Consider the following 22681-nt stretch of genomic DNA (forward strand, 5'->3'; position numbering starts at 1 on the left):
ACGGGTCGACGAACCGGAGCACGAAGATGACGGACACCCAGACCGCCACCGCCACCTGGCCGCTGACGGCCGGACAGTCCGGAATGTGGTTCGCACAGCAGCTCGATCCCGCGAACCCGGCCTACCAGATCGCCGAATGCCTCGAGATCCACGGGCCGGTGGACCTGACGCTGCTGGAGCAGGCGGTGCGGCAGTCGGTCGCCGAGGCGGAGACGCTCAGGCTGCGCTTCGACCAGGTCGGCGCCGAGGTGCGGCAGACCGTCGGACCGCTGCCCGACTGGACGGTGCACCTGGTCGACGTCGGCGCTGAGCCCGACCCCTGGCAGGCCGTCCGCGCCTGGACCGACGCGGACCTCGCCCGTCCGCTGGACCTGGACCGGGACCAGCTCTTCACCGTCGCCTTCCTCCCGGCCGGACCCGACCGGCTCTTCTACTACCAGCGCGCCCACCACCTCGCGATCGACGGCTACAGCGGTTCGCTGGTGGCCGCACGGGTCGCCGAGGTCTACAGCGCGCTGGTCGAGGGCCGGAGCACCGGCCGGCCGTTGCCGTCCTTCCGGAACCTGGTCGAGGCGGACGCGGCCTACCGTGCCTCCGAGCAGTGCGCCGAGGACCGCCGCTACTGGGGCGAGCGCTTCGCCGACCGGCCCGAGGCGACCGGCCTGGCCGGCCGGTCCGCCGCGCCCGCGGCCGACTGCCTCCGCCGCACGGTCGACCTGGACGCCGAGGCCGCAGCGCGGCTCCGTGCCGCCGCCCGACGGCTGGGGACCAGCCTGCCGGTCCTGGTCATGGCCGCGACCGCGCTCTACACCCACGGGCTGACCGGCGCCGAGGACATCGTCCTGGGCATGCCGGTCACCGCCCGCACCACCCGGCTCCTGCGCGCCACCCCGGGCATGGCCGCCAACGTCCTGCCGATCCGGCTGACAGTGCGTCCGGAATCCGGCCTGGCGGAGCTGACCCGGCAGACCAGTGCGACCATGCGGCAGGCGCTGCGGCACCAGCGCTACCGCTACGAGGACCTGCAACGCGACCTGAACCTCGTCCGGACCGGTGGCGCCCGACTCTTCGGAACCACGGTCAATGTGATGGCCTTCGACTACGACCTGCGCTTCGCCGGCCACCGCTGCACCAACCACAACCTCTCCAACGGCTCCGTCGACGACCTGTCCTTCGCGCTCTACGACCGCCAGGACGGGGCCGGCCTGCACCTGGCCGTCGACGCCAACCCGGCGCTCTACGACGAGGACGCGACCGCCGGCCACGCCGGGCGCTTCGCCCGGCTGCTGGAGACCCTGGCCTCGCCGGACGCGGAGAACCGCGACCCCCGTCGTCCGGTCGCCCGGATCGACCTCCTCACCCCGGAGGAGCGCCGCCGGGCCCTGGCCGAGGCCGAGGGCGCAGTCCGTCCGATCGCCGCCCGCACCCTGCCGGAGCTGTTCGCCGCCCAGGTGGCACGCACCCCCGACGCGACCGCGCTGGTCTCCGAGGCGGAGGCCGGAATCGGCTACGCCGAGCTGGACGCCCGGGCGAACCGGCTGGCCCACCTGCTGGTCCGGCGCGGCATCGGCCCGGAGTCGCTGGTCGCCGTCGCCCTGCCGCGCTCCGTCGACCTGATCGTGGCCCTGCTCGGCGTGCTGAAGGCCGGCGGCGCGTATGTGCCGGTGGACCTCGCCAATCCGGCCGAGCGGATCGGCCACCTGCTGCAGGACTCCCGGCCCGCACTGCTCCTCGGCAGCCGGGAGGCGACCCTCGACCTACCCGGGGGCGAACTGCCGCCGAGCCTGCTCCTGGACGCCCCGGAGACCCTGGCCGCGCTCGCGCTGGAACCGGCCACCGACCTCCGGGACACGGAGCGCACCGCGCCGCTGCTGCCGCAGCACCCCGCCTACGTGATCTACACCTCCGGCTCCACCGGACGCCCCAAGGGCGTGGTCGTCCCGCACCAGGGCCTGACCAACTACCTGACCCGGGTCGGCGAGGCCTACCCCGAGGTCGCCGGCAGCACCCTGATGCACGCCTCGGTCTCCTTCGACGCCGGGGTGACCGCGCTCTACGGCGCGCTCACCCACGGCGGCCGGGTGTACCTGGCGGCCCTGGACGAGGACCTGCCCCGGCTGCTCGGCGACCAGCGGCTGACCTTCCTCAAGGCCACGCCGTCCCACCTCGCACTGCTGGACGCGCTGCCCGACGAGTGCGCCCCCACCGGCCGGATGATGGTCGGCGGCGAGGCACTCAACGCCGCCCAGCTGCAGACCTGGCGGCGGCGCCACCCGAACGTGCCGATGGTGAACCACTACGGACCCACCGAGACCACCGTCGGCTGTGCCGACCACCTGACGGTCGCCGCCGACGAGGGCGGCGACGGCATCGTCCCGATCGGCCGACCGATGTGGAACACCGCCCTCCGGGTGCTGGACCCGGCGCTGCGCCCGGTCCCCGTCGGCACGGTCGGCGAACTCTACGTCGCCGGAGCCCAGTTGGCCCGGGGCTACCTCGACCGGCCCGGCCTGACCGCCGCCCGGTTCGTCGCCGACCCCTTCGGCGGCGCCGGGACCCGGATGTACCGCACCGGCGACGTCGTCCGCCGCAACCGGGACGGGGAGATCGAGTTCCTGGGCCGCGCCGACGACCAGGTCAAGATCCGTGGCTACCGGATCGAGCTGGGCGAGGTCGAATCCGCCCTGGCGGCGCTGCCCGACGTCGCCCAGGCCGCCGTCCTGGTCCAGCCGGAGCCCCAGCGCGACGGCGCGGCCCCGTCCGCCGGCGGCGGACGCCTGGTCGGCTACGTCGTCCCCGCCGTGGGAGCCGCCACCGACACCGACGAACTGCCCGCCGCCGTCAGGTCAGCGCTGGCCGAGCGCCTGCCCGCGCACATGGTGCCCGCCGCCGTGGTCGTGCTGTCGGCCCTCCCGCTGACCGCCGGCGGAAAGCTCGACCGCCGTGCCCTGCCCGCCCCCGACTTCGCCGCCGCCACCGGCCGCCGCCCTGCCACCGCTCACGAGGAACTGCTCTGCGCGGCCTTCGCCGAGGTGCTCGGCCTGCCCGAGGTCGGGGCCGACGACTCCTTCTTCGAACTCGGCGGTCACTCGCTGCTGGCCATGGCCCTGGTCGAACGGCTCCGGAGCCAGAGCGTGGCGATCGACGTCCGCATGCTCTTCGCCGCGCCGACCGTCGCCGAGCTCGCCGAACTCACCGACCCCACCGAGCACACTGGCGCGGCAGGCGCGGCCGGGCTCCGGGAGACGCCGGTCCCGCCCAACCGCATCCCCGCCGACGCGACCGCGCTCACCCCCGACCTGCTGCCCCTGGTCGACCTCACCCCGGCCGAGATCGAGCGGATCGTCGCCGCAGTCCCCGGCGGCGCCGCCGGAATCGCCGACATCTATCCCCTGGCGCCGCTCCAGGAGGGCATCTTCTTCCACCACCTGATGCGGCGCGCCGAGGGCGGCGAAGCCTACGTCGTCCCCGCCGTACTCGGCTTCGACACCGAGGAACGGCTCCACTCCTTCCTCACCGCGCTGCAGACCGTGGTCGACCGCCACGACGTGCTCCGCACCGCCGTGATGTGGGAAGGGCTGCGCGAACCCGTCCAGGTGGTGCTGCGCCACGCCCCGCTGCCGGTGCGGGAGCTCGCCCTCGAACCCGGCGTCTCCGGCCCGGCCGCCGTCGCCGCGCTGAAGGCGCACTGCGACACCCCCATGGACATCCAGCAGGCGCCGCTGGTCCGTGCCTGCACGGCCATCGAGCCGGAGACCGGCCTGGCTCTGCTACTGCTCCAGTTCCACGACCTGGTCCGCGACCACACCACGATGGAGGTCGTGCTCGACGAGATCCGCGCCCTGCTGAACGGAGACGCGGACCAGCTGCCGGCACCGCTCCCGTTCCGCGACTTCGTGGCCCGGGCCCGGAGCCGCTCCCAGGACGGGCAGGACGAGAAGTACTTCGCCGAACTGCTGGCCGGCATCGACGAACCGACGGCCCCCTTCGGCCTGGTCGACATCCACGCCGGAAGCTCGGCCCCCGCCGAGGCGAAGCTCTCGGTCGACGACCGGCTGGCGGAGCGCGTCCGGGCACAGGCCCGCCGCCACGGCGTCAGCGCGGCCACCCTCTTCCACACCGCCTGGGCACGGGTCGTGGCCGCCACCGCCAACCGTGAGGACGTGGTCTTCGGCACCGTCCTGTTCGGCCGGATGCAGGCCGGAGCCAGCGCGGACCGTGCCCTCGGCCTGTTCATCAACACCCTCCCGGTACGGGTCGGCACCACCGGAGTCGGGGCGCTGGACGCGGTCCGGGACATGCAGGGCCAGCTCACCCGTCTGCTGGCACACGAGCACGCCCCGCTGGCCCTGGCCCAGCGGGCCGGCGGCCTGCCGCCGCAGACGCCGCTGTTCACCTCGCTGCTCAACTTCCGGCACACCCCCGGCGGCGGCGTCACCCCCGACGTCGGCCTCCCGGGCACCGAGGTGCTCCACGCAGAAGAGCGCAGCTACTACCCGCTCACCGTCTCCGTCGACGACACCGGCGCGGGCTTCGTCGTGACCGCCCACACCGCCACACCGGTCGACCCACGGCAGGTCTGTGCGCTGTTGCAGAACACCCTGGCCGGCTTGGTCACCGCCCTGGAGTCGGCCCCGCAGACGCCGCTCGCCCGGCTGGACGTACTGGACGGTGCTGAGCGGTCGCGGATCGTCGGTGAGTGGAACGACACGGCGCATGAGGTGCCGTCCGGGACGTTGCCGGAGTTGTTCGAGGCGCAGGTGGTGCGGACGCCGGATGCGGTGGCGGTGGTCCTCGACGGCGTCGAGCTGACCTACCGCCAGCTGAACGCCCGGGCGAACAGGCTGGCCCGGCTGCTGGTGACGCAGGGAGCGGGGCCGGAGTCGCTGGTGGCGGTACTGATGGAGCGCTCCGTCGAACTGGTCGTGTCGCTGCTGGCGGTACTCAAGGCGGGTGCCGCCTACCTGCCGGTCGATCCCGACTACCCGGCCACCCGCATCGCCCAGGTGCTGACCGAGGCGCAGCCGACCGTGCTGCTCTCGACGCTCGCCTGCGTGGACGGCGCCGAGACCGTCGCCGGCGTTCCGGTCCTGGCGCTGGACGCCCCGACCGTCGCCGCTTCGGTCGCCGAGCTGGGGGTGGCGGATCTGGGGGATGGGGAGCGGCGTGGAGCCCTGTTGTCGTCGCATCCGGCGTATGTGATTTTCACGTCGGGTTCGACGGGGCGTCCGAAGGGTGTGGTGGTTGCGCATGCGGGTGTGGTGAATCGTTTGGCGTGGATGCAGGGTGTTTATGGTCTGGTGGCGTCGGATCGGGTGTTGCAGAAGACGCCGTTCGGTTTTGATGTGTCGGTGTGGGAGTTCTTCTGGCCGTTGCTGGAGGGTGCCGCGTTGGTGGTGGCGCGTCCGGGTGGTCATCGGGATCCGGCGTATCTGGCTGATCTGATTCGGCGGGAGAAGGTCTCCGTCACTCACTTCGTTCCGTCGATGCTGCGGGTGTTCCTGGCGGAGCGGGCTGCTGCCGACTGTGGTGGGTTGCGGTTGGTGTTCTGCAGTGGTGAGGCGTTGTCGGGGGATTTGCGGGACGGTTGTGTGCGGGTGCTGGGGGTGTCGTTGCACAATTTGTACGGGCCGACGGAGGCGTCGGTGGATGTGACGGCGTGGTCGTGTGCGGGTGATGTGGCGGGGTCGGTGGTGCCGATCGGTGCGCCGGTGTGGAACACGCGGGTGTATGTGCTGGATGCGGCGCTGCAGCCGGTGCCGGTGGGTGTCGCGGGTGAGCTGTATTTGGCGGGTGTGCAGTTGGCGCGGGGGTATCTGGGGCGTCCTGGGTTGTCGGCGGAGCGGTTTGTGGCGGATCCGTTCGGTGTGTCGGGGTCGCGGATGTATCGGACCGGGGATGTGGTTCGGTGGCGTGGGGACGGGAATCTGGAGTACCTGGGTCGTGCGGATGACCAGGTGAAGTTGCGTGGGTTCCGGATCGAGCTGGGTGAGGTTCAGGCCGCGCTGGCAGCGTGCGCGGGGGTTGCGGGTGCTGCTGTGGTGGTGCGTGAGGACGTGGCGGGTGATCCGCGCCTGGTCGGCTACGCCGTCGCGGCCACGGGAACGTCGCTGGACACGGCGGTGCTGCGTGGACGTCTGGCGGAGGTGCTGCCGGAGTACATGGTGCCGTCGGCGATCGTGGTCCTGGAGGCGCTGCCGCTCACGGTGAACGGGAAGCTCGACCGCCGTGCTCTGCCCGAGCCCGAGTTCACCGTCGCGCCCGCGCTCCGTGGTCCGGCGTCGCTCCGGGAAGAGCTGCTTTGCGAGGCGTTCGCACAGGTGCTGGGCCTGCCCACGGTCGGCGTCGACGACAACTTCTTCGCTCTGGGTGGCCATTCGCTGCTCGCGACGCGGCTCATCGGCCGGCTCCGCACGGTGCTGGGTGTGGAGGTGCCGATCCGGGCGCTGTTCGAAGCTCCCACGGTCGCCGCACTTGCCGTCCGATTGGACGGCTCGGTGCGGACGCGCCCGGCGCTGGTCGCGGCCTCGCGTCGGCCGTCGCCCTCGGAACCAGAGCTGCTGTCGTTCGCGCAGCAGCGGCTCTGGTTCCTGGGTGAGCTGGAGGGCCCCAGCGCGACCTACAACCTGCCCTTGGTCCTGCGGCTGGACGGCGCGCTTGACGTGGCGGCCCTGAGCGCGGCTCTGGTCGATGTGGTGGGTCGGCACGAGGTGCTGCGGACGGTGTTCACGGCCGTCGATGGCCAGCCGGTCCAGGTGGTTCAGGATGCGGCATCGATCGGCTCGCTGTTGACCGTCGTGGACCTGGCAGACGAGGGGCCCGAGGCCGTCGCGGGGGCGGTGGCCGGAGCAGCGGGGTACATCTTCGACCTGAGTGACGAAGTGCCCATGCGGGCATGGCTGTTCGAAGAAGGCCACCAGCGGCACGTGCTCGTGCTGGTGGTGCATCACATCGCGGGTGATGGTTGGTCGATGAATCCGCTGGCACGGGACGTGTCGGCAGCGTACGAAGCTCGACGGGTAGACCGCTCGCCGGAGTGGTCGTCGTTGCCGGTGCAGTACGGGGATTATGCGCTGTGGCAGCGTGGGTTGTTGGGTGATGCGGCTGATCCGGGGAGTCTGCTGTCGGAGCAGTTGGGTTACTGGCGTGGGGTGTTGGCGGGTGTGCCGGAGGAGTTGGTGCTTCCGGTGGATCGGTTGCGTCCGGCGGTGGCAAGTCACCGGGGTGGGACGGTCGGTTTCTCGGTGCCGGCTGGGTTGCATGAGCGGTTGGTGGGGTTGGCTCGTGCTGAGGGTGTGACGGTGTTCATGGTGTTGCAGGCCGCGTTGGCGGTGCTGCTGTCGCGTCTGGGTGCGGGGACGGACATTCCGATCGGCTCGCCGGTGGCGGGGCGCACGGATGAGGCGTTGGACGATCTGGTCGGGTTCTTCGTCAATACCCTCGTTCTGCGGACGGATGTGTCGGGTTCTCCGTCGTTCGTGGAGTTGCTGGGTCGGGTGCGGGAGGTGGGTCTGGGTGCGTTCGCGCATCAGGATGTGCCGTTCGAGCGTCTGGTGGAGGATCTGGCGCCGGCGCGTTCCATGTCCCGCCACCCGCTGTTCCAGGTGATGTTGACCCTGCAGAACAATGCTCGGGCGGTGCTGGACCTGCCGGGTCTCGATGTGAACGTGTTGCCCTCGGGTGACCTGGCGGCGCGGTTCGATCTGGCGTTCACGTTGGCCGAGGTTGTCGGTGATGGTGGTGTGCCGGCCGGGTTGGAGGGTTCGCTGACGTTTGCCCGGGATCTGTTTGATGTGGGTTCGGTGGAGCTGTTGGTTGAGCGGTTCGTGCGGGTGCTGGGTGCGGTGGTGGGTGCGCCGGAGCGGTCGGTGGATCGGGTCGAGGTGCTGGGTGCGGCTGAGCGGTCGCGGATTGTCGGTGAGTGGAACGACACGGTGCATGAGGTGCCGTCCGGGACGTTGCCGGAGTTGTTCGAGGCGCAGGTGGTGCGGACGCCGGATGCGGTGGCGGTGGTTTTCGAGGGTGTCTCGGTCAGTTATGCGGAGTTGAATGCGCGGGCGAATCGTCTGGCGCGGTTGCTGGTTCGTCGTGGGGTGGGGCCGGAGTTCCTGGTTGCCGTGCTGATGGAGCGGTCGGTGGAGATGGTCGTCGCGCTGCTGGCGGTACTCAAGGCGGGTGCCGCCTACCTGCCGGTCGATCCCGACTACCCGGCCACCCGCATCGCCCAGGTACTGACCGAGGCGCAGCCGGTGATCGTCCTGTCGACAGCGGAGTGCGCGAGTCGACTCGGGGAGACCCTCGACTTCCGTCTGCTGATGGTCGATGCCGTTGACACGGAGCCTGCGGCGAGTGCAGCCGATCTCACCACCGACGAGCGTAACGGCCTGTTGCTTCCGGAACATCCGGCGTATGTGATTTTTACGTCGGGTTCGACGGGGCGTCCGAAGGGTGTGGTGGTTGCGCATGCGGGTGTGGTGAATCGGTTGGCGTGGATGCAGGGTGTTTATGGTCTGGTGGCGTCGGATCGGGTGTTGCAGAAGACGCCGTTCGGTTTTGATGTGTCGGTGTGGGAGTTCTTCTGGCCGTTGTTGGAGGGTGCTGCGTTGGTGGTGGCGCGTCCGGGTGGTCATCGGGATCCGGCGTATCTGGCTGATCTGATTCGGCGGGAGCGGGTGACGGTCACTCATTTCGTTCCGTCGATGCTGCGGGTGTTCCTGGCGGAGCGGGCTGCTGCCGACTGTGGTGGGTTGCGGTTGGTGTTCTGCAGTGGTGAGGCGTTGTCGGGGGATTTGCGGGACGGTTGTGTGCGGGTGCTGGGGGTGTCGTTGCACAATTTGTACGGGCCGACGGAGGCGTCGGTGGATGTGACGGCGTGGTCGTGTGCGGGTGATGTGGCGGGGTCGGTGGTGCCGATCGGTGCGCCGGTGTGGAACACGCGGGTGTATGTGCTGGATGCGGCGCTGCAGCCGGTGCCGGTGGGTGTCGCGGGTGAGCTGTATTTGGCGGGTGTGCAGTTGGCGCGGGGGTATCTGGGGCGTCCTGGGTTGTCGGCGGAGCGGTTTGTGGCGGATCCGTTCGGTGTGTCGGGGTCGCGGATGTATCGGACCGGGGATGTGGTTCGGTGGCGTGGGGACGGGAACCTGGAGTACCTGGGTCGTGCGGATGACCAGGTGAAGTTGCGTGGGTTCCGGATCGAGCTGGGTGAGGTTCAGGCCGCGCTGGCAGCGTGCGCGGGGGTTGCGGGCGCTGCTGTGGTGGTGCGTGAGGACGTGGCGGGTGATCCGCGCCTGGTCGGCTACGCCGTCGCGACCGGGGCAGCTGCATCGTTGGATCCGGCCGAACTGCGGGCGACTGTCGCCCGTTCACTGCCGGAGTACATGGTGCCGTCGGCGATCGTGGTCCTGGACGAGCTGCCGCTCACGGTGAACGGGAAGCTCGACCGCCGTGCTCTGCCCGAGCCGGAGGTTGTGCTGTCGTTGGCGCGGGTGCCTCGTTCGGCGCGGGAGGAGGTGCTTGCGGCGCTGTTTGCCGAGGTGCTGGGTGTGTCGCGTGTCGGGTTGGACGACAACTTCTTTGCTCTGGGCGGTCATTCGCTGCTGGCGACGCGGTTGGTGAGTCGGATCCGTTCGGTGCTGGGTGTGGAGGTGTCGATCCGGGCGCTGTTCGAGGCTCCGACGGTGGGTGCGCTCGCGGGGAGCCTGGAGCGGTCGGGCCGTGTGCGCCCGGCACTGACTGCGCTGCCGCGATCCGTGTCCGGGGTGGTGCCGGTGTCGTTCGCGCAGCAGCGGCTGTGGTTCCTGGGCGAGTTGGAGGGGGCGAACTCCCTCTACAACATCCCGCTCACTCTCGGGTTGACCGGGCCGCTGGACACGTCCGCGCTGGCTGCAGCGCTGCTCGACGTCGTGGGCCGGCACGAGGTCCTGCGCACCGTCTTCCCCGCCGTCGACGGACAACCGCACCAGCAGATTCTGTCCATGGACACGGTAGGACCGCTGCTGTCGGTGATCGACGCCGAAGGGCTGGACGCATCGGCCGTTGCGGATCTCGTGGCCTCGGCGTCCGGGCATGCCTTCGACCTGGCGGTGGAGCTGCCGTTGCGGGCGTGGCTCTTCCGGATGGCACCGGAGGAGCACGTCCTGCTGGTGGTGGTGCATCACATCGCGGGTGACGGCTGGTCAATGAATCCGCTGGCACGGGACGTGTCGGCCGCGTACGCAGCACGGACAGCGGGCTCGGCTCCGGAGTGGGCCCCGTTGCCGGTGCAGTACACAGACTACGCAGGCTGGCAGCGGGAGTTGCTGGGCGCGGCCGACGCGTCGGAAAGTCTCCTCTCGGAGCAGTTGTCGTACTGGCGTGGGGTGTTGGCGGGTGTGCCGGAGGAGTTGGTGCTTCCGGTGGATCGGTTGCGTCCGGCGGTGGCTAGTCACCGGGGTGAGACGGTCGGGTTCTCTGTGCCGGTTGAGTTGCATGAGCGGTTGGTGGGGTTGGCTCGTGCTGAGGGTGTGACGGTGTTCATGGTGTTGCAGGCCGCGTTGGCGGTGCTGCTGTCGCGTCTGGGTGCGGGGACGGACATCCCGATCGGCTCGCCCGTGGCGGGACGCACGGACGAGGCGTTGGACGACCTGGTGGGGTTCTTCGTCAATACCTTGGTGCTGCGGACGGATGTGTCGGGTTCTCCGTCGTTCGTGGAGTTGCTGGGTCGGGTGCGGGAGGTGGGTCTGGGTGCGTTCGCGCATCAGGATGTGCCGTTCGAGCGTCTGGTGGAGGATCTGGCGCCGGCGCGTTCCATGTCCCGCCACCCGCTGTTCCAGGTGATGCTGACCCTGCAGAACAACGCCCAGGCAGCACTTGACCTGCCCGGCGTGGATGCTGTGCTGCTCCGGGCCGATGAGGCCCCGGCCAAGTTCGATCTGGCGTTCACGTTGGCCGAGGTTGTCGGTGACGGCGGCGCGCCGGCCGGGTTGGAGGGTTCGCTGACGTTTGCCCGGGATCTGTTTGATGTGGGTTCGGTGGAGCTGTTGGTTGAGCGGTTCGTGCGGGTGCTGGGTGCGGTGGTGGGTGCGCCGGAGCGGTCGGTGGATCGGGTCGAGGTGCTGGGTGCGGCTGAGCGGTCGCGGATTGTCGGTGAGTGGAACGACACGGTGCATGAGGTGCCGTCCGGGACGTTGCCGGAGTTGTTCGAGGCGCAGGTGGTGCGGACGCCGGATGCGGTGGCGGTGGTCTTCGAGGGTGTCTCGGTCAGTTATGCGCAGTTGAATGCGCGGGCGAATCGTCTGGCGCGGTTGCTGGTTCGTCGTGGGGTGGGGCCGGAGTCCCTGGTTGCCGTGCTGATGGAGCGGTCGGTGGAGATGGTCGTCGCGCTGCTGGCGGTCATGAAGGCCGGCGGCGCCTACCTGCCGGTCGATCCCGACTACCCCACCACCCGCATCGCCGGGATGGTGAGCGATGCCAGGCCGGCGGCACTACTGGCGACGTGTCACTGCGCCCAGGCGCTCGCTGACCTGCCGGAGGACCTGCCGTGGCTGCTGGTCGACGAGCCCACGCTACTGGCAGAGACGGGCGAGCTGGGTGCAGCCGATCTCACCGCCGACGAGCGTAACGGCCTGTTGCTTCCGGATCATCCGGCGTATGTGATTTTTACGTCGGGTTCGACGGGGCGTCCGAAGGGTGTGGTGGTTGCGCATGCGGGTGTGGTGAATCGTTTGGCGTGGATGCAGGGTGTTTATGGTCTGGTGGCGTCGGATCGGGTGTTGCAGAAGACGCCGTTCGGTTTTGATGTGTCGGTGTGGGAGTTCTTCTGGCCGTTGCTGGAGGGTGCTGCGTTGGTGGTGGCGCGTCCGGGTGGTCATCGGGATCCGGCGTATCTGGCTGATCTGATTCGGCGGGAGCGGGTGACGGTCACTCATTTCGTTCCGTCGATGCTGCGGGTGTTTTTGGCGGAGCGGGCTGCTGCCGACTGTGGTGGGTTGCGGTTGGTGTTCTGCAGTGGTGAGGCGTTGTCGGGGGATTTGCGGGACGGTTGTGTGCGGGTGCTGGGGGTGTCGTTGCACAATTTGTACGGGCCGACGGAGGCGTCGGTGGATGTGACGGCGTGGTCGTGTGCGGGTGATGTGGCGGGGTCGGTGGTGCCGATCGGTGCGCCGGTGTGGAACACGCGGGTGTATGTGCTGGATGCGGCGCTGCAGCCGGTGCCGGTGGGTGTCGCGGGCGAGCTGTATTTGGCGGGTGTGCAGTTGGCGCGCGGCTACCTCGGGCGTCCGGGGTTGTCGGCGGAGCGGTTTGTGGCGGATCCGTTCGGTGTGTCGGGGTCGCGGATGTATCGGACCGGGGATGTGGTTCGGTGGCGTGGGGACGGGAATCTGGAGTACCTGGGTCGTGCGGATGACCAGGTGAAGTTGCGTGGGTTCCGGATCGAGCTGGGTGAGGTTCAGGCCGCGTTGGCAGCGTGCGCGGGGGTTGCGGGTGCTGCTGTGGTGGTGCGTGGGGACGTGGCGGGTGATCCGCGCCTGGTCGGCTACGCCGTCGCGGCCACGGGAACGTCGCTGGACACGGCGGTGCTGCGTGGACGTCTGGCGGAGGTGCTGCCGGAGTACATGGTGCCTTCGGCGATCGTGGTCCTGGAGGCGCTGCCGCTCACGGTGAACGGGAAGCTCGACCGCCGTGCTCTGCCCGAGCCGGAGGTTGTTGTGTCGTTGGTGCGGGTGCCTCGTTCGGCGCGGGAGGAGGTGCTTGCGGCGCTGTTTACCGAGGTGCTGGGTGTGTCGCGTGTCGGGTTGGACGACAACTTCTTTGCTCTGGGCGGTCATTCGCTGCTGGCGACGCGGTTGGTGAGTCGGATCCGTTCGGTGCTGGGTGTGGAGGTGTCGATCCGGGCGCTGTTCGAGGCTCCGACGGTGGGTGCGCTCGCGGGGAGCCTGGAGCGGTCGGGCCGTGTGCGCCCGGCACTGACTGCGCTGCCGCGATCCGTGTCCGGGGTGGCGCCGGTGTCGTTCGCGCAGCAGCGGCTGTGGTTCCTGGGCGAGCTGGAGGGGGCGAACTCCCTCTACAACATCCCGCTCACTCTCGGGTTGACCGGACCGCTGGACACGTCCGCGCTGGCTGCGGCGCTGCTCGACGTCGTGGGCCGGCACGAGGTCCTGCGCACCGTCTTCCCCGCCGTCGACGGACAACCGCACCAGCGTCTGTTGGACGTGACTGAGGTTGGCCGGCTTCTGTCGGTCGTCGACGCGGAAGGGTTCGACGACCAGAAGATCGAGGCGGCGGTCGCCGGGGCGGCTGAGCATGCATTCGACATCAGCTCCGAGGTGCCGCTGCACGCCTGGCTCTTCCGACGCTCGGCAGCAGAGCACGTACTGCTTCTGGTGGTGCATCACATCGCCGGTGACGGATGGTCATTGGTGCCCCTGGCCCGTGACGTGTCGGCCGCGTACGAGGCCCGAGCTGAGAATCGCTCCCCGGAATGGTCGCCGTTGTCGGTGCAGTACGCGGACTACGCAGGCTGGCAGCGGGTGCTGCTGGGCGACGAGGGCGACCCCGAGAGTGTCCTGTCGGAGCAGTTGGCTTACTGGCATGGAGTGTTGGCGGATCTGCCGGAGGAGTTGGCGCTTCCGGTGGACCGGCTGCGTCCGGCGGTGACAAGCCACCAGGGTGGGACGGTCGGCTTCTCGGTGTCGACTGAGCTGCACGAGCGTGTGGTCGGCTTGGCTCGTGCTGAGGGTGTGACGGTGTTCATGGTGTTGCAGGCCGCGTTGGCGGTGCTGCTGTCGCGTCTGGGTGCGGGGACGGACATCCCGATCGGCTCGCCCGTGGCGGGGCGTACGGATGAGGCGTTGGACGACCTGGTCGGGTTCTTCGTCAACACTCTCGTCCTGCGGACGGATGTGTCGGGCTCTCCGTCGTTCGTGGAGCTGTTGCGTCGGGTGCGCGAGGCCGACCTGGGGGCGTACGCGCATCAGGATGTGCCGTTCGAGCGTCTGGTGGAGGACCTTGCCCCGGCGCGTTCCATGTCCCGCCACCCCCTGTTCCAGGTGATGCTGAGCCTGCAGAACAACACCCAGGCGGTACTCGACCTGTCGGAGCTGGAAGCGACCGTCCTTTCGCCGGGGCAGGCGCCGGCCAAGTTCGATCTGGCCGTCACCCTGACCGAACTCCTTGGCCCGGACGGGTCGCCGGCCGGACTCGACGGCAGCCTCACCTTTGCCCTGGATCTGTTCGACGCCGTGACTGCTGATGGGTTGGCGGAGCGGTTTGTGCGGGTGTTGGAGGGTGTGGTTGCTGATCCGGTCGGGTTGGTGGATCGGGTGGATGTTTTGGGTGTGGTGGAGCGTGAGGTGCTGCTGTGTGGTTGGAATGACACGGTGGTGGGGTTGCCTGCGTTGGGGTTGGCGGAGTTGTTTGCGGTGCAGGTGGGGCGGGTGCCTGATGCGGTGGCGGTGGTGTGTGGGGATGTTGAGCTGAGTTTTGCGGAGTTGGATGCGCGGGTGGGGGTGTTGGCGCGGCGGTTGGTGGGGCTGGGGGTGGGTCCTGAGGTTGGTGTGGCGGTGTTGGTTGGGCGTTCTGTCGAGTTGGTGGTGGCGCTGCTGGCGGTGGTGCGGGCGGGGGGTTTCTATGTGCCGTTGGATGTGCGGTATCCGGTGGCGCATCGTGCGTTGATTGTGGCGGAGACGGGTGCGGGGGTGGTGTTGACGGATGGTGTGCTGCGGTCGCAGGCGGAGGGTTTGGGTCTGTCGGTCGTGGTGGTGGGCGAGGGTGAGGGCGAGGATTCCGGTGGGGAGGGGGATGGTGCTGGGTTGCCGTTGGTGGTGTCTGGTGCGGGTGTGGAGCGGTTGGCGTATGTGATGTATACGTCGGGGTCGACGGGGCGGCCCAAGGGTGTGGCGGTGTCGCAGCGTGATGTGGTTGCGTTGGCGTTGGATCGTCGGTTTGCGGGTGGGGCGATGGATCGGGTGCTGGTGCACTCGCCGCACTCCTTCGACGCCTCCACCTTCGAGCTGTGGGTACCACTGCTGACGGGTGGCCGACTGGTGGTGGCACCTCCCGGTGAGCTCAGCGTGGCGGTGATGGGCCGCCTGGTGTCCGAGCACGGAGTGACCGGGATGTTCCTGACCTCCGGACTCTTCGTTCTGCTGGCCGAGGAGGATCCCGCCTGCTTCGCCGGCGTGCAGGAGGTGTGGACCGGTGGCGACGCGGCGTCGCCGACCGCGTTCGCCCGGGTCCGCGAGGCGTGTCCCGACCTGCGTCTGATCAACGTCTACGGCCCGACCGAGACGACGACCTTCGCAATGGCCCACACGGTCACGGCCCTGCCCTCGAAGGATGTCGGTCGTGGTGTGCTGCCGATCGGTCGTCCGTTGGACAACACGTTGGTGTATGTGCTGGATGCCGGGTTGGGGCCGGTGCCGGTGGGTGGTGTGGGTGAGTTGTATGTGGCTGGTGCGGGTGTGGCTCGGGGGTATTTGGGTCGGCCGGGGTTGTCGGCGGAGCGTTTTGTGGCGGATCTGTTCGGTGGGGCGGGGTCGCGGATGTACCGGACCGGGGATCTGGTGCGTTGGAATGCGGATGGTGAGGTGGAGTTCGTCGGTCGGGCCGACGACCAGGTGAAGCTGCGAGGTTTCCGGATCGAACTGGGCGAGGTGGAGGCCGCACTTGCTGCGTATCCTGGCGTCTCCCACGCGGTGGCCGTGGTTCGGGAGGATGTCCCGGGCGACAAGCGCCTGGTCGGGTATGTGCTGGATTCGTCGACGGGAGAGCCCCTCGACGCGGCCGCTCTGCGTGCGGCCCTCGCCCGTTCGCTGCCGGAGTACATGGTGCCGTCGGCGATCGTGGTTCTGGACGAACTGCCGCTCACGGTGAACGGGAAGCTCGACCGCCGTGCTCTGCCGGTGCCGGCGCTGGAGGCAGCCACGGCGTCAGGTCGGATTCCGCGTACCGCGCGGGAGGAGGTGCTGGCAGCACTTTTCGCCGGAGTCCTCGGCGTCTCCACCGTGGGACTGGACGACAACTTCTTTGCTCTGGGCGGTCATTCACTGCTGGCGACGCGGCTGGTGAGTCGGATCCGCTCGGTACTGGGCGTCGAGCTGCCGATCCGGGCGCTGTTCGAGGCCCCGACCGTTGCCGCGCTGGCCGAGCGACTGGACGGCAGTGGTCGCGTCCGGCCGCTGCTGGTGACCGGGGACCGAGCGGTGACGACCGCCGAGCCGCTGCCGGTGTCGTTCGCGCAGCAGCGGCTCTGGTTCCTAGGCGAGCTGGAGGGTCCCAGCGCCGTCTACAACATTCCCCTGGCGCTCCGAGTGTCAGGTGCTCTGGACTCCGAAGCACTGAGTCAGGCTCTCCGGGACGTGGTCGGTAGGCACGAGGTACTGCGTACCGTCTACCAGTCCGTCGACGGCAGTCCGTCCCAGCACGTGCTGGACCTGGACGAGGTGGGTCCGCTGCTGTCGGTAGTGGATGCCCAGGGGCTGGACGCACCGGCCGTTGCGGAGCTCGTGGCCTCGGCGTCCGGGCATGCCTTCGACCTGGCGGTGGAGCTGCCGTTGCGGGCGTGGCTCTTCCGGACGGCACCGGAGGAGCACGTCCTGCTGGTAGTGGTGCATCACATTGCGGGTGATGGTTGGTCGTTGGGTCCGTTGGCGCGGGATGTGTCGGTTGCGTATGCGGCGCGTGCGGCGGGTTCGGTGCCGGGGTGGTCGTCGTTGCCGGTGCAGTACGGGGATTATGCGCTGTGGCAGCGTGGGTTGTTGGGTGATGCGGCTGATCCGGGGAGTGTTCTGTCGGAGCAGTTGGCTTACTGGCGTGGGGTGTTGGCGGGTGTGCCGGAGGAGTTGGTGCTTCCGGTGGATCGGTTGCGTCCGGCGGTGGCTAGCCACCGGGGTGGGACGGTCGGCTTCTCGGTCTCGACTGAGCTGCACGAGCGGTTGGTCGGCTTGGCTCGTGCTGAGGGTGTGACGGTGTTCATGGTGTTGCAGGCCGCGTTGGCGGTGCTGCTGTCGCGTCTGGGTGCGGGGACGGACATCCCGATCGGCTCGCCCGTGGCGGGACGCACGGACGAGGCCTTGGACGACCTGGTCGGGTTCTTCGTCAACACCCTTGTCCTGCGGACGGACGTGTCGGGCTCTCCGTCGTTCGTGGAGCTGTTGCGTCGGGTGCGCGAGGCCGACCTGGGTGCGTTCGCGCATCAGGACGTGCCGTTCGAGCGTCTGGTGGAGGACCTGGCGCCGGCGCGTTCGATGTCTCGCCACCCGCTGTTTCAGGTGATGTTGACCCTGCAGAACAATGCCCGGGCGGTGCTGGATCTGCCGGGCCTTCAGGTGGAGGCGGTGCCGTCGGGTGACCTGGCGGCGCGGTTCGACCTGGCGTTCACGTTGGCCGAGACCGTCGGTGACGGCGGCGCGCCGGCCGGGTTGGAGGGCTCGCTGACGTTTGCCCGGGATCTGTTCGATGTGGGTTCGGTGGAGCTGCTTGTTGAGCGGTTCGTGCGGGTGCTGGGTGCGGTGGTGGGTGCGCCGGAGGGGTCGGTGGATCGGGTTGACGTGCTGGACAGTATTGAGCGGTCGCGGATTGTCGGTGAGTGGAACGACACGGCGCATGAGGTGCCGTCCGGGGCGTTGCCGGAGTTGTTCGAGGCGCAGGTGGTGCGGACGCCGGATGCGGTGGCGGTGGTTGATGTTGTGGGGGCGTTGTCGTACGGGGAGTTGAATGCGCGGGCGAATCGGTTGGCGCGGTTGTTGGTGGGTCGGGGGGTGGGTCCGGAGTCGTTGGTCGGGGTGCTGATGGGGCGCTCGGTCGATCTGGTGGTGGCGTTGCTGGCGGTGTTGAAGGCCGGTGGTGCGTACGTGCCGATCGACCCGGACTACCCGGCCGACCGCATCGCCTACATGCTCGACGACGCTCAACCGGTGCTGCTGCTGACGACGAGTGGGTGTGTGGAGGTTGACACACCCCCGTGTGTCGGGGGGCCGACGCTGCTGCTCGATGACGCGGGCGTGACCGACCTGCTCTCGGCTTTCAGCGCGGAGGATCTGACTTCTGCCGATCGCGGGGGTGTGCTGCGTTCCGACCATCCGGCGTATGTGATTTATACGTCGGGGTCGACGGGGCGGCCGAAGGGTGTGGTGGTGGCGCATGGGGGGTTGGTGAACTATGTGGCGCGGTGTGTGGTGGTGTATCCGGAGTTGGGTGGGAGCACGTTGTTGCATGCGTCGATTTCGTTCGATGCGGGTGTGACGGGGTTGTACGGGGCGTTGGTGTGTGGTGGTCGGGTGTTTGTGGGGGCGGTGGATGAGGGGTTGCCGGGGTTGTTGGGTGGGGAGCGGTTGTCGTTCCTGAAGGCGACGCCGAGTCATCTGTCGTTCATGGGTGGGTTGGCGGGGGAGTGTGCGCCGGTCGGTCGGATGATGGTGGGTGGTGAGGCGTTGGGTGCGGTGCAGGCGGGGCAGTGGCGTGCGGCGCATCCGGGGGTGGAGGTGGTGAACCATTACGGGCCGACCGAGGTGACGGTGGGTTGTACGGATTTCGTGGTGGGTGGGGTGGCGGAGTTCGGTGGTGGTTCGGTGCCGATCGGTCGGCCGATGTGGAATACGCGGGCGTATGTGCTGGATGCCGGGTTGGGGCCGGTGCCGGTGGGTGTGGCGGGGGAGTTGTACTTCGCGGGGGCGCAGTTGGCGCGGGGGTATCTGGGTCGTCCGGGGTTGTCGGCGGAGCGTTTTGTGGCGGATCCGTTCGGTGCGGCGGGGGCGCGGATGTATCGGACGGGTGATGTGGCGCGGTGGCGGGCGGACGGGAACCTGGAGTACCTGGGTCGGGCGGACGACCAGGTGAAGCTGCGGGGCTACCGGATCGAGCTGGGTGAGGTCGAGGCGGCGCTGGCGGGCTGCGCGGGTGTGGCACACGCGGTGGTGGTCCTGCGTGAGGACGTGCCGGGTGACCCGCGCCTGGTCGGCTACGCCGTCGCACAGGCCGGCACCGATCTGGACCCGGTGGAGTTGCGTGTGGCTGTCGGTGGTTCGTTGCCGGAGTACATGGTGCCGTCGGCGATCGTGGTCCTGGATGCGTTGCCGTTGACGGTGAACGGGAAGTTGGACCGTCGGGCGTTGCCGGTTCCGGTGGTGGACGCGGGGGGTGTGTATCGGGGTCCGTCGTCGGTGCGGGAGGAGGTGTTGTGCGAGGTTTTCGCGGAGGTGTTGGGCGTTGCCCGGGTGGGGGTGGATGACGATTTCTTCGCTCTGGGTGGGCATTCGCTGCTGGCGGTGTCGTTGGTGGAGCGGTTGCGGGTTCGTGGGGTGGGGGTGAGTGTGCGGGCGTTGTTCTCCTCGCCGACGGTGGCGGGGTTGGCGGCGGCGTCGGTGTCGGCGGGTGTGGTGGTCCCGGCGAACGGCATCCCGGCCGGTGCGGCTGCGATAGTGCCGCAGATGCTGCCGCTGGTGGACCTGACCGTCGAGGAGCTGGCGGGGATCACGGCGGCCTTCCCCGGTGGCGCGGCCAATATCGCGGACGTCTATCCGTTGGCGCCGTTGCAGGAGGGGATCTTCTTCCATCATCTGATGGCGGAGGGTGGTGATGGTCAGGACGTGTATGTGTTGCCGACGGTGCTGACGTTCGACGGCCGGGCGCGGTTGGATGCGTTCCTGGGTGCGTTGCAGTTGGTGGTGGATCGGCATGACATTCTGCGGACGGGTGTGTTCTGGCACGGGTTGCGGGAGCCGGTCCAGGTCGTCGCCCGCCGGGCCACCCTCCCCGTCGAAGAGATCGACCTTCAGACGTCCCCAGCCGCGGGCGGCTCGGGGCTCGATGCTGTGGCTCGCCTGCTGGCCGCCTGCCCGGCCTCGATGGATCTGACCCTCGCCCCTCTCCTGCGGGCGCGGATCGCGGCGGAGCCGGGGTCCGATCGGTGGCTGCTCCTGCTGCAGCGGCACCACCTGGTCACCGACCACACGGCGCTGGAAATCCTGCTCCAGGAGATCCGCGCGCTGCTGACAGGCCGCGCGGCTGAGCTGCCGACGCCGCTGCCGTTCCGTGACTTCGTTGCTCAGGCGCGGCTCGGTGTCTCGCGTGAGGAGCACGAGCGCTACTTCGCCGGCCTGCTCGGCGACGTCAGCGAGCCGACCGCCCCGTTCGGGCTGCTGGATGTGCGCGGCACGGCCGCGCAGGTGGTGGAGGCAAAGCGTCCGCTCGACGTCGAGCTTGTGGCCCGGGTGCGTGAGCAGGCGCGACGGCAGGGCGTGAGTGCGGCGACGCTGTTCCACGTCGCCTGGGCGCGCGTGGTGGCCGCCACGTCCAACCGCGACGACGCCGTGTTCGGCACCCTGCTCTTCGGGCGGATGAATGCGGGCAGTGGTGCGGACCGGGTGCCGGGACTGTTCATCAACACCCTGCCGGCCCGCGTGCCGACCGCAGGGGTGACGGTGGAGGACGCGGTGCGGGCCATGCGCGCGCAGCTCGCCGAGCTGCTGGTGCACGAGCACGCCCCGCTCGCCCTCGCGCAGAAGGCGAGCGGCATCGGCGGCTCCGCCCCGCTCTTCACCGCTCTCCTGAACTACCGCCACAACCAGCCGGGCACAGGAACCGACGATGCGCCCGGAACCGGCGATGCGTCCGGAACCGCCCTGGCCGGCATCGAGGTCCAGCACGGCCAGGACCGGACGAACTATCCGCTGACGATGTCGATCGACGACGACGGCACGGCTCTCGACATCACCGTCCAGGCGGTCACGCCGATCGATCCGGTATTGGTCTGCTCCCTGGTGCACACCAGCATGGAGGGGCTGATCGGCGCATTGGAGACGGCTCCACAGACGCCGCTGGACCGGATCGGCGTGCTCACGGAGGACCAGCACCGGACGATCCTGACCGACTGGAACGACACGGCGGCCGAGAGCCCGGCCGGGACCCTGCCGGAGCTGTTCGAGGCCCAGGCCGCGCGGACCCCGGAGGCGGTCGCGCTGGTCCAGGACGGCATCGAGCTCACCTACGCGGAGTTGAACGCCCGGGCCAACAGGTTGGCGCGGCTGCTGGTGCAGCGCGGCGTAGGACCGGATGTGTTGGTCCCGCTGCTGATGCAGCGCTCCGTGGACCTGGTCGTCGCGCTGCTGGCGGTGATGAAGGCCGGTGGCGCCTACGTTCCCATCGACTCCCGGGCGCCGGGCAGCCGGATGGGCGTGGTCTACCAGGACACCGGTGCTGCGCTGCTGCTGGTGGACGGCGCCACCCGGGGGCACGAGTTCGTCCGTGCGGTCGCCGCCGCCGGGGCGGAGGTCCTGCTGGTGGACGCGGAGGCCGGGACCGGCGGCGCGGAGAACCTGGCCGTGGCCAGCCACCCGGACCAGCGCGCCTATGTGATGTACACCTCCGGCTCCACCGGCGTGCCGAAGGGCATCGCCATCACCCATCGCGGGGTGGTGGACCTGGTCTCGGACCGCTGCTGGCGGGAGCCGGATCCGCAGCGCGTGCTGTTCCAGGCGCCGCACGCCTTCGACGCGTCGGTCTACGAGCTGTGGGTCCCGCTGACGGTCGGCGGCCGGGTCGTGGTGGCGCCGGAGGGCCGGCTCGACGCTGCGGGCATCCGGGCACTGCGGGCCCGGCACGGACTGACCCACATCCACCTCACCGCCGGACTCTTCCGGCTCCTGGCCGAGGACGACCCGACCGCCTTCGCCGGCGTCGAGGAGGTCAGCACCGGCGGCGACATCGTGCCCGCCTCCGCCGTCCGCCGACTGCTGGAGGCCTGCCCCGGGATCGTCGTCCGTAACACCTACGGTCCGACCGAGACGACGCTGTGCGCGACCCAGGTACCGGTGGTCGACGGAGACGGGGTCCCGACGGTGCTGCCGATCGGTCGGCCGATGGACAACACTCGTACCTACGTGCTGGACGCGGCGCTGTCTCCGGTACCGCCCGGCACCGAGGGGGAGCTCTACATAGCCGGGACCGGGCTGGCGCGGGGCTACCTCAACCGGCCGGACCTGACCGCCCAACGGTTCGTCGCCGACCCCTTCGGGGCCATGGGGTCGCGGATGTACCGCACGGGGGACCTGGCCCGCTGGACTGCCGACGGATCCCTGGAATTCGTCGGCCGGGCCGACGACCAGGTCAAGATCCGAGGGTTCCGGATCGAACTCGGCGAGGTCGAGGCAGTGCTGGGCCTGCATCCCGCAGTCGCGCACGCGACCGTCCTGGCCCGTGAGGACCGTCCGGGCGACAAGCGGCTGGTGGCCTACGCCGTCCTGGCCGACTCGCCGGCCTCGGCCGATTCACCCGATTCACCCGATTCACCCGACGCGCCCGCCTCGGCCGAGGGCCCGGTCACCGCCGACCGGCTGAGGCGGCACATCGCGGCCTCGCTGCCGGACTACATGGTCCCGACGGCGGTGGTGCTGCTGGACGTCCTCCCGGTCACGCCGAACGGGAAGGTGGACCGGAAGGCCCTGCCGGCCCCCGACGTCACGGTGACCGTCTCCGACCGGGCGCCGTCGACGCCGCAGGAGGAACTCCTCTGCGAGGTGTTCGCCCAGGTGCTCGGCCTACCGAAGGTCGGGGTCGACGACGACTTCTTCGCTCTGGGCGGGCATTCACTGCTGGCGACCCGCCTGGTCAGCCGGGTCCGCGCGCAGCTGAAGGTGGAGCTGCCGATCCAGGTCCTGTTCGAGGCGCCGACCGTGGCCGCACTGGCCGAACGACTTGCTTCTAT

General features: G+C 69.6%; 1 pseudogene. It reads left to right on the plus strand.

Annotation, left to right across the window (positions count from 1 at the left end):
• Nucleotides 1–23 precede the first annotated feature (23 nt).
• Nucleotides 24–22676, plus strand: a pseudogene (locus BS75_RS31465) (non-ribosomal peptide synthase/polyketide synthase); the annotation flags it as partial.
• Nucleotides 22677–22681: the final 5 nt, after the last annotated feature.

The organism is Streptacidiphilus albus JL83 (assembly GCF_000744705.1).
Lineage (GTDB): Bacteria > Actinomycetota > Actinomycetes > Streptomycetales > Streptomycetaceae > Streptacidiphilus > Streptacidiphilus albus.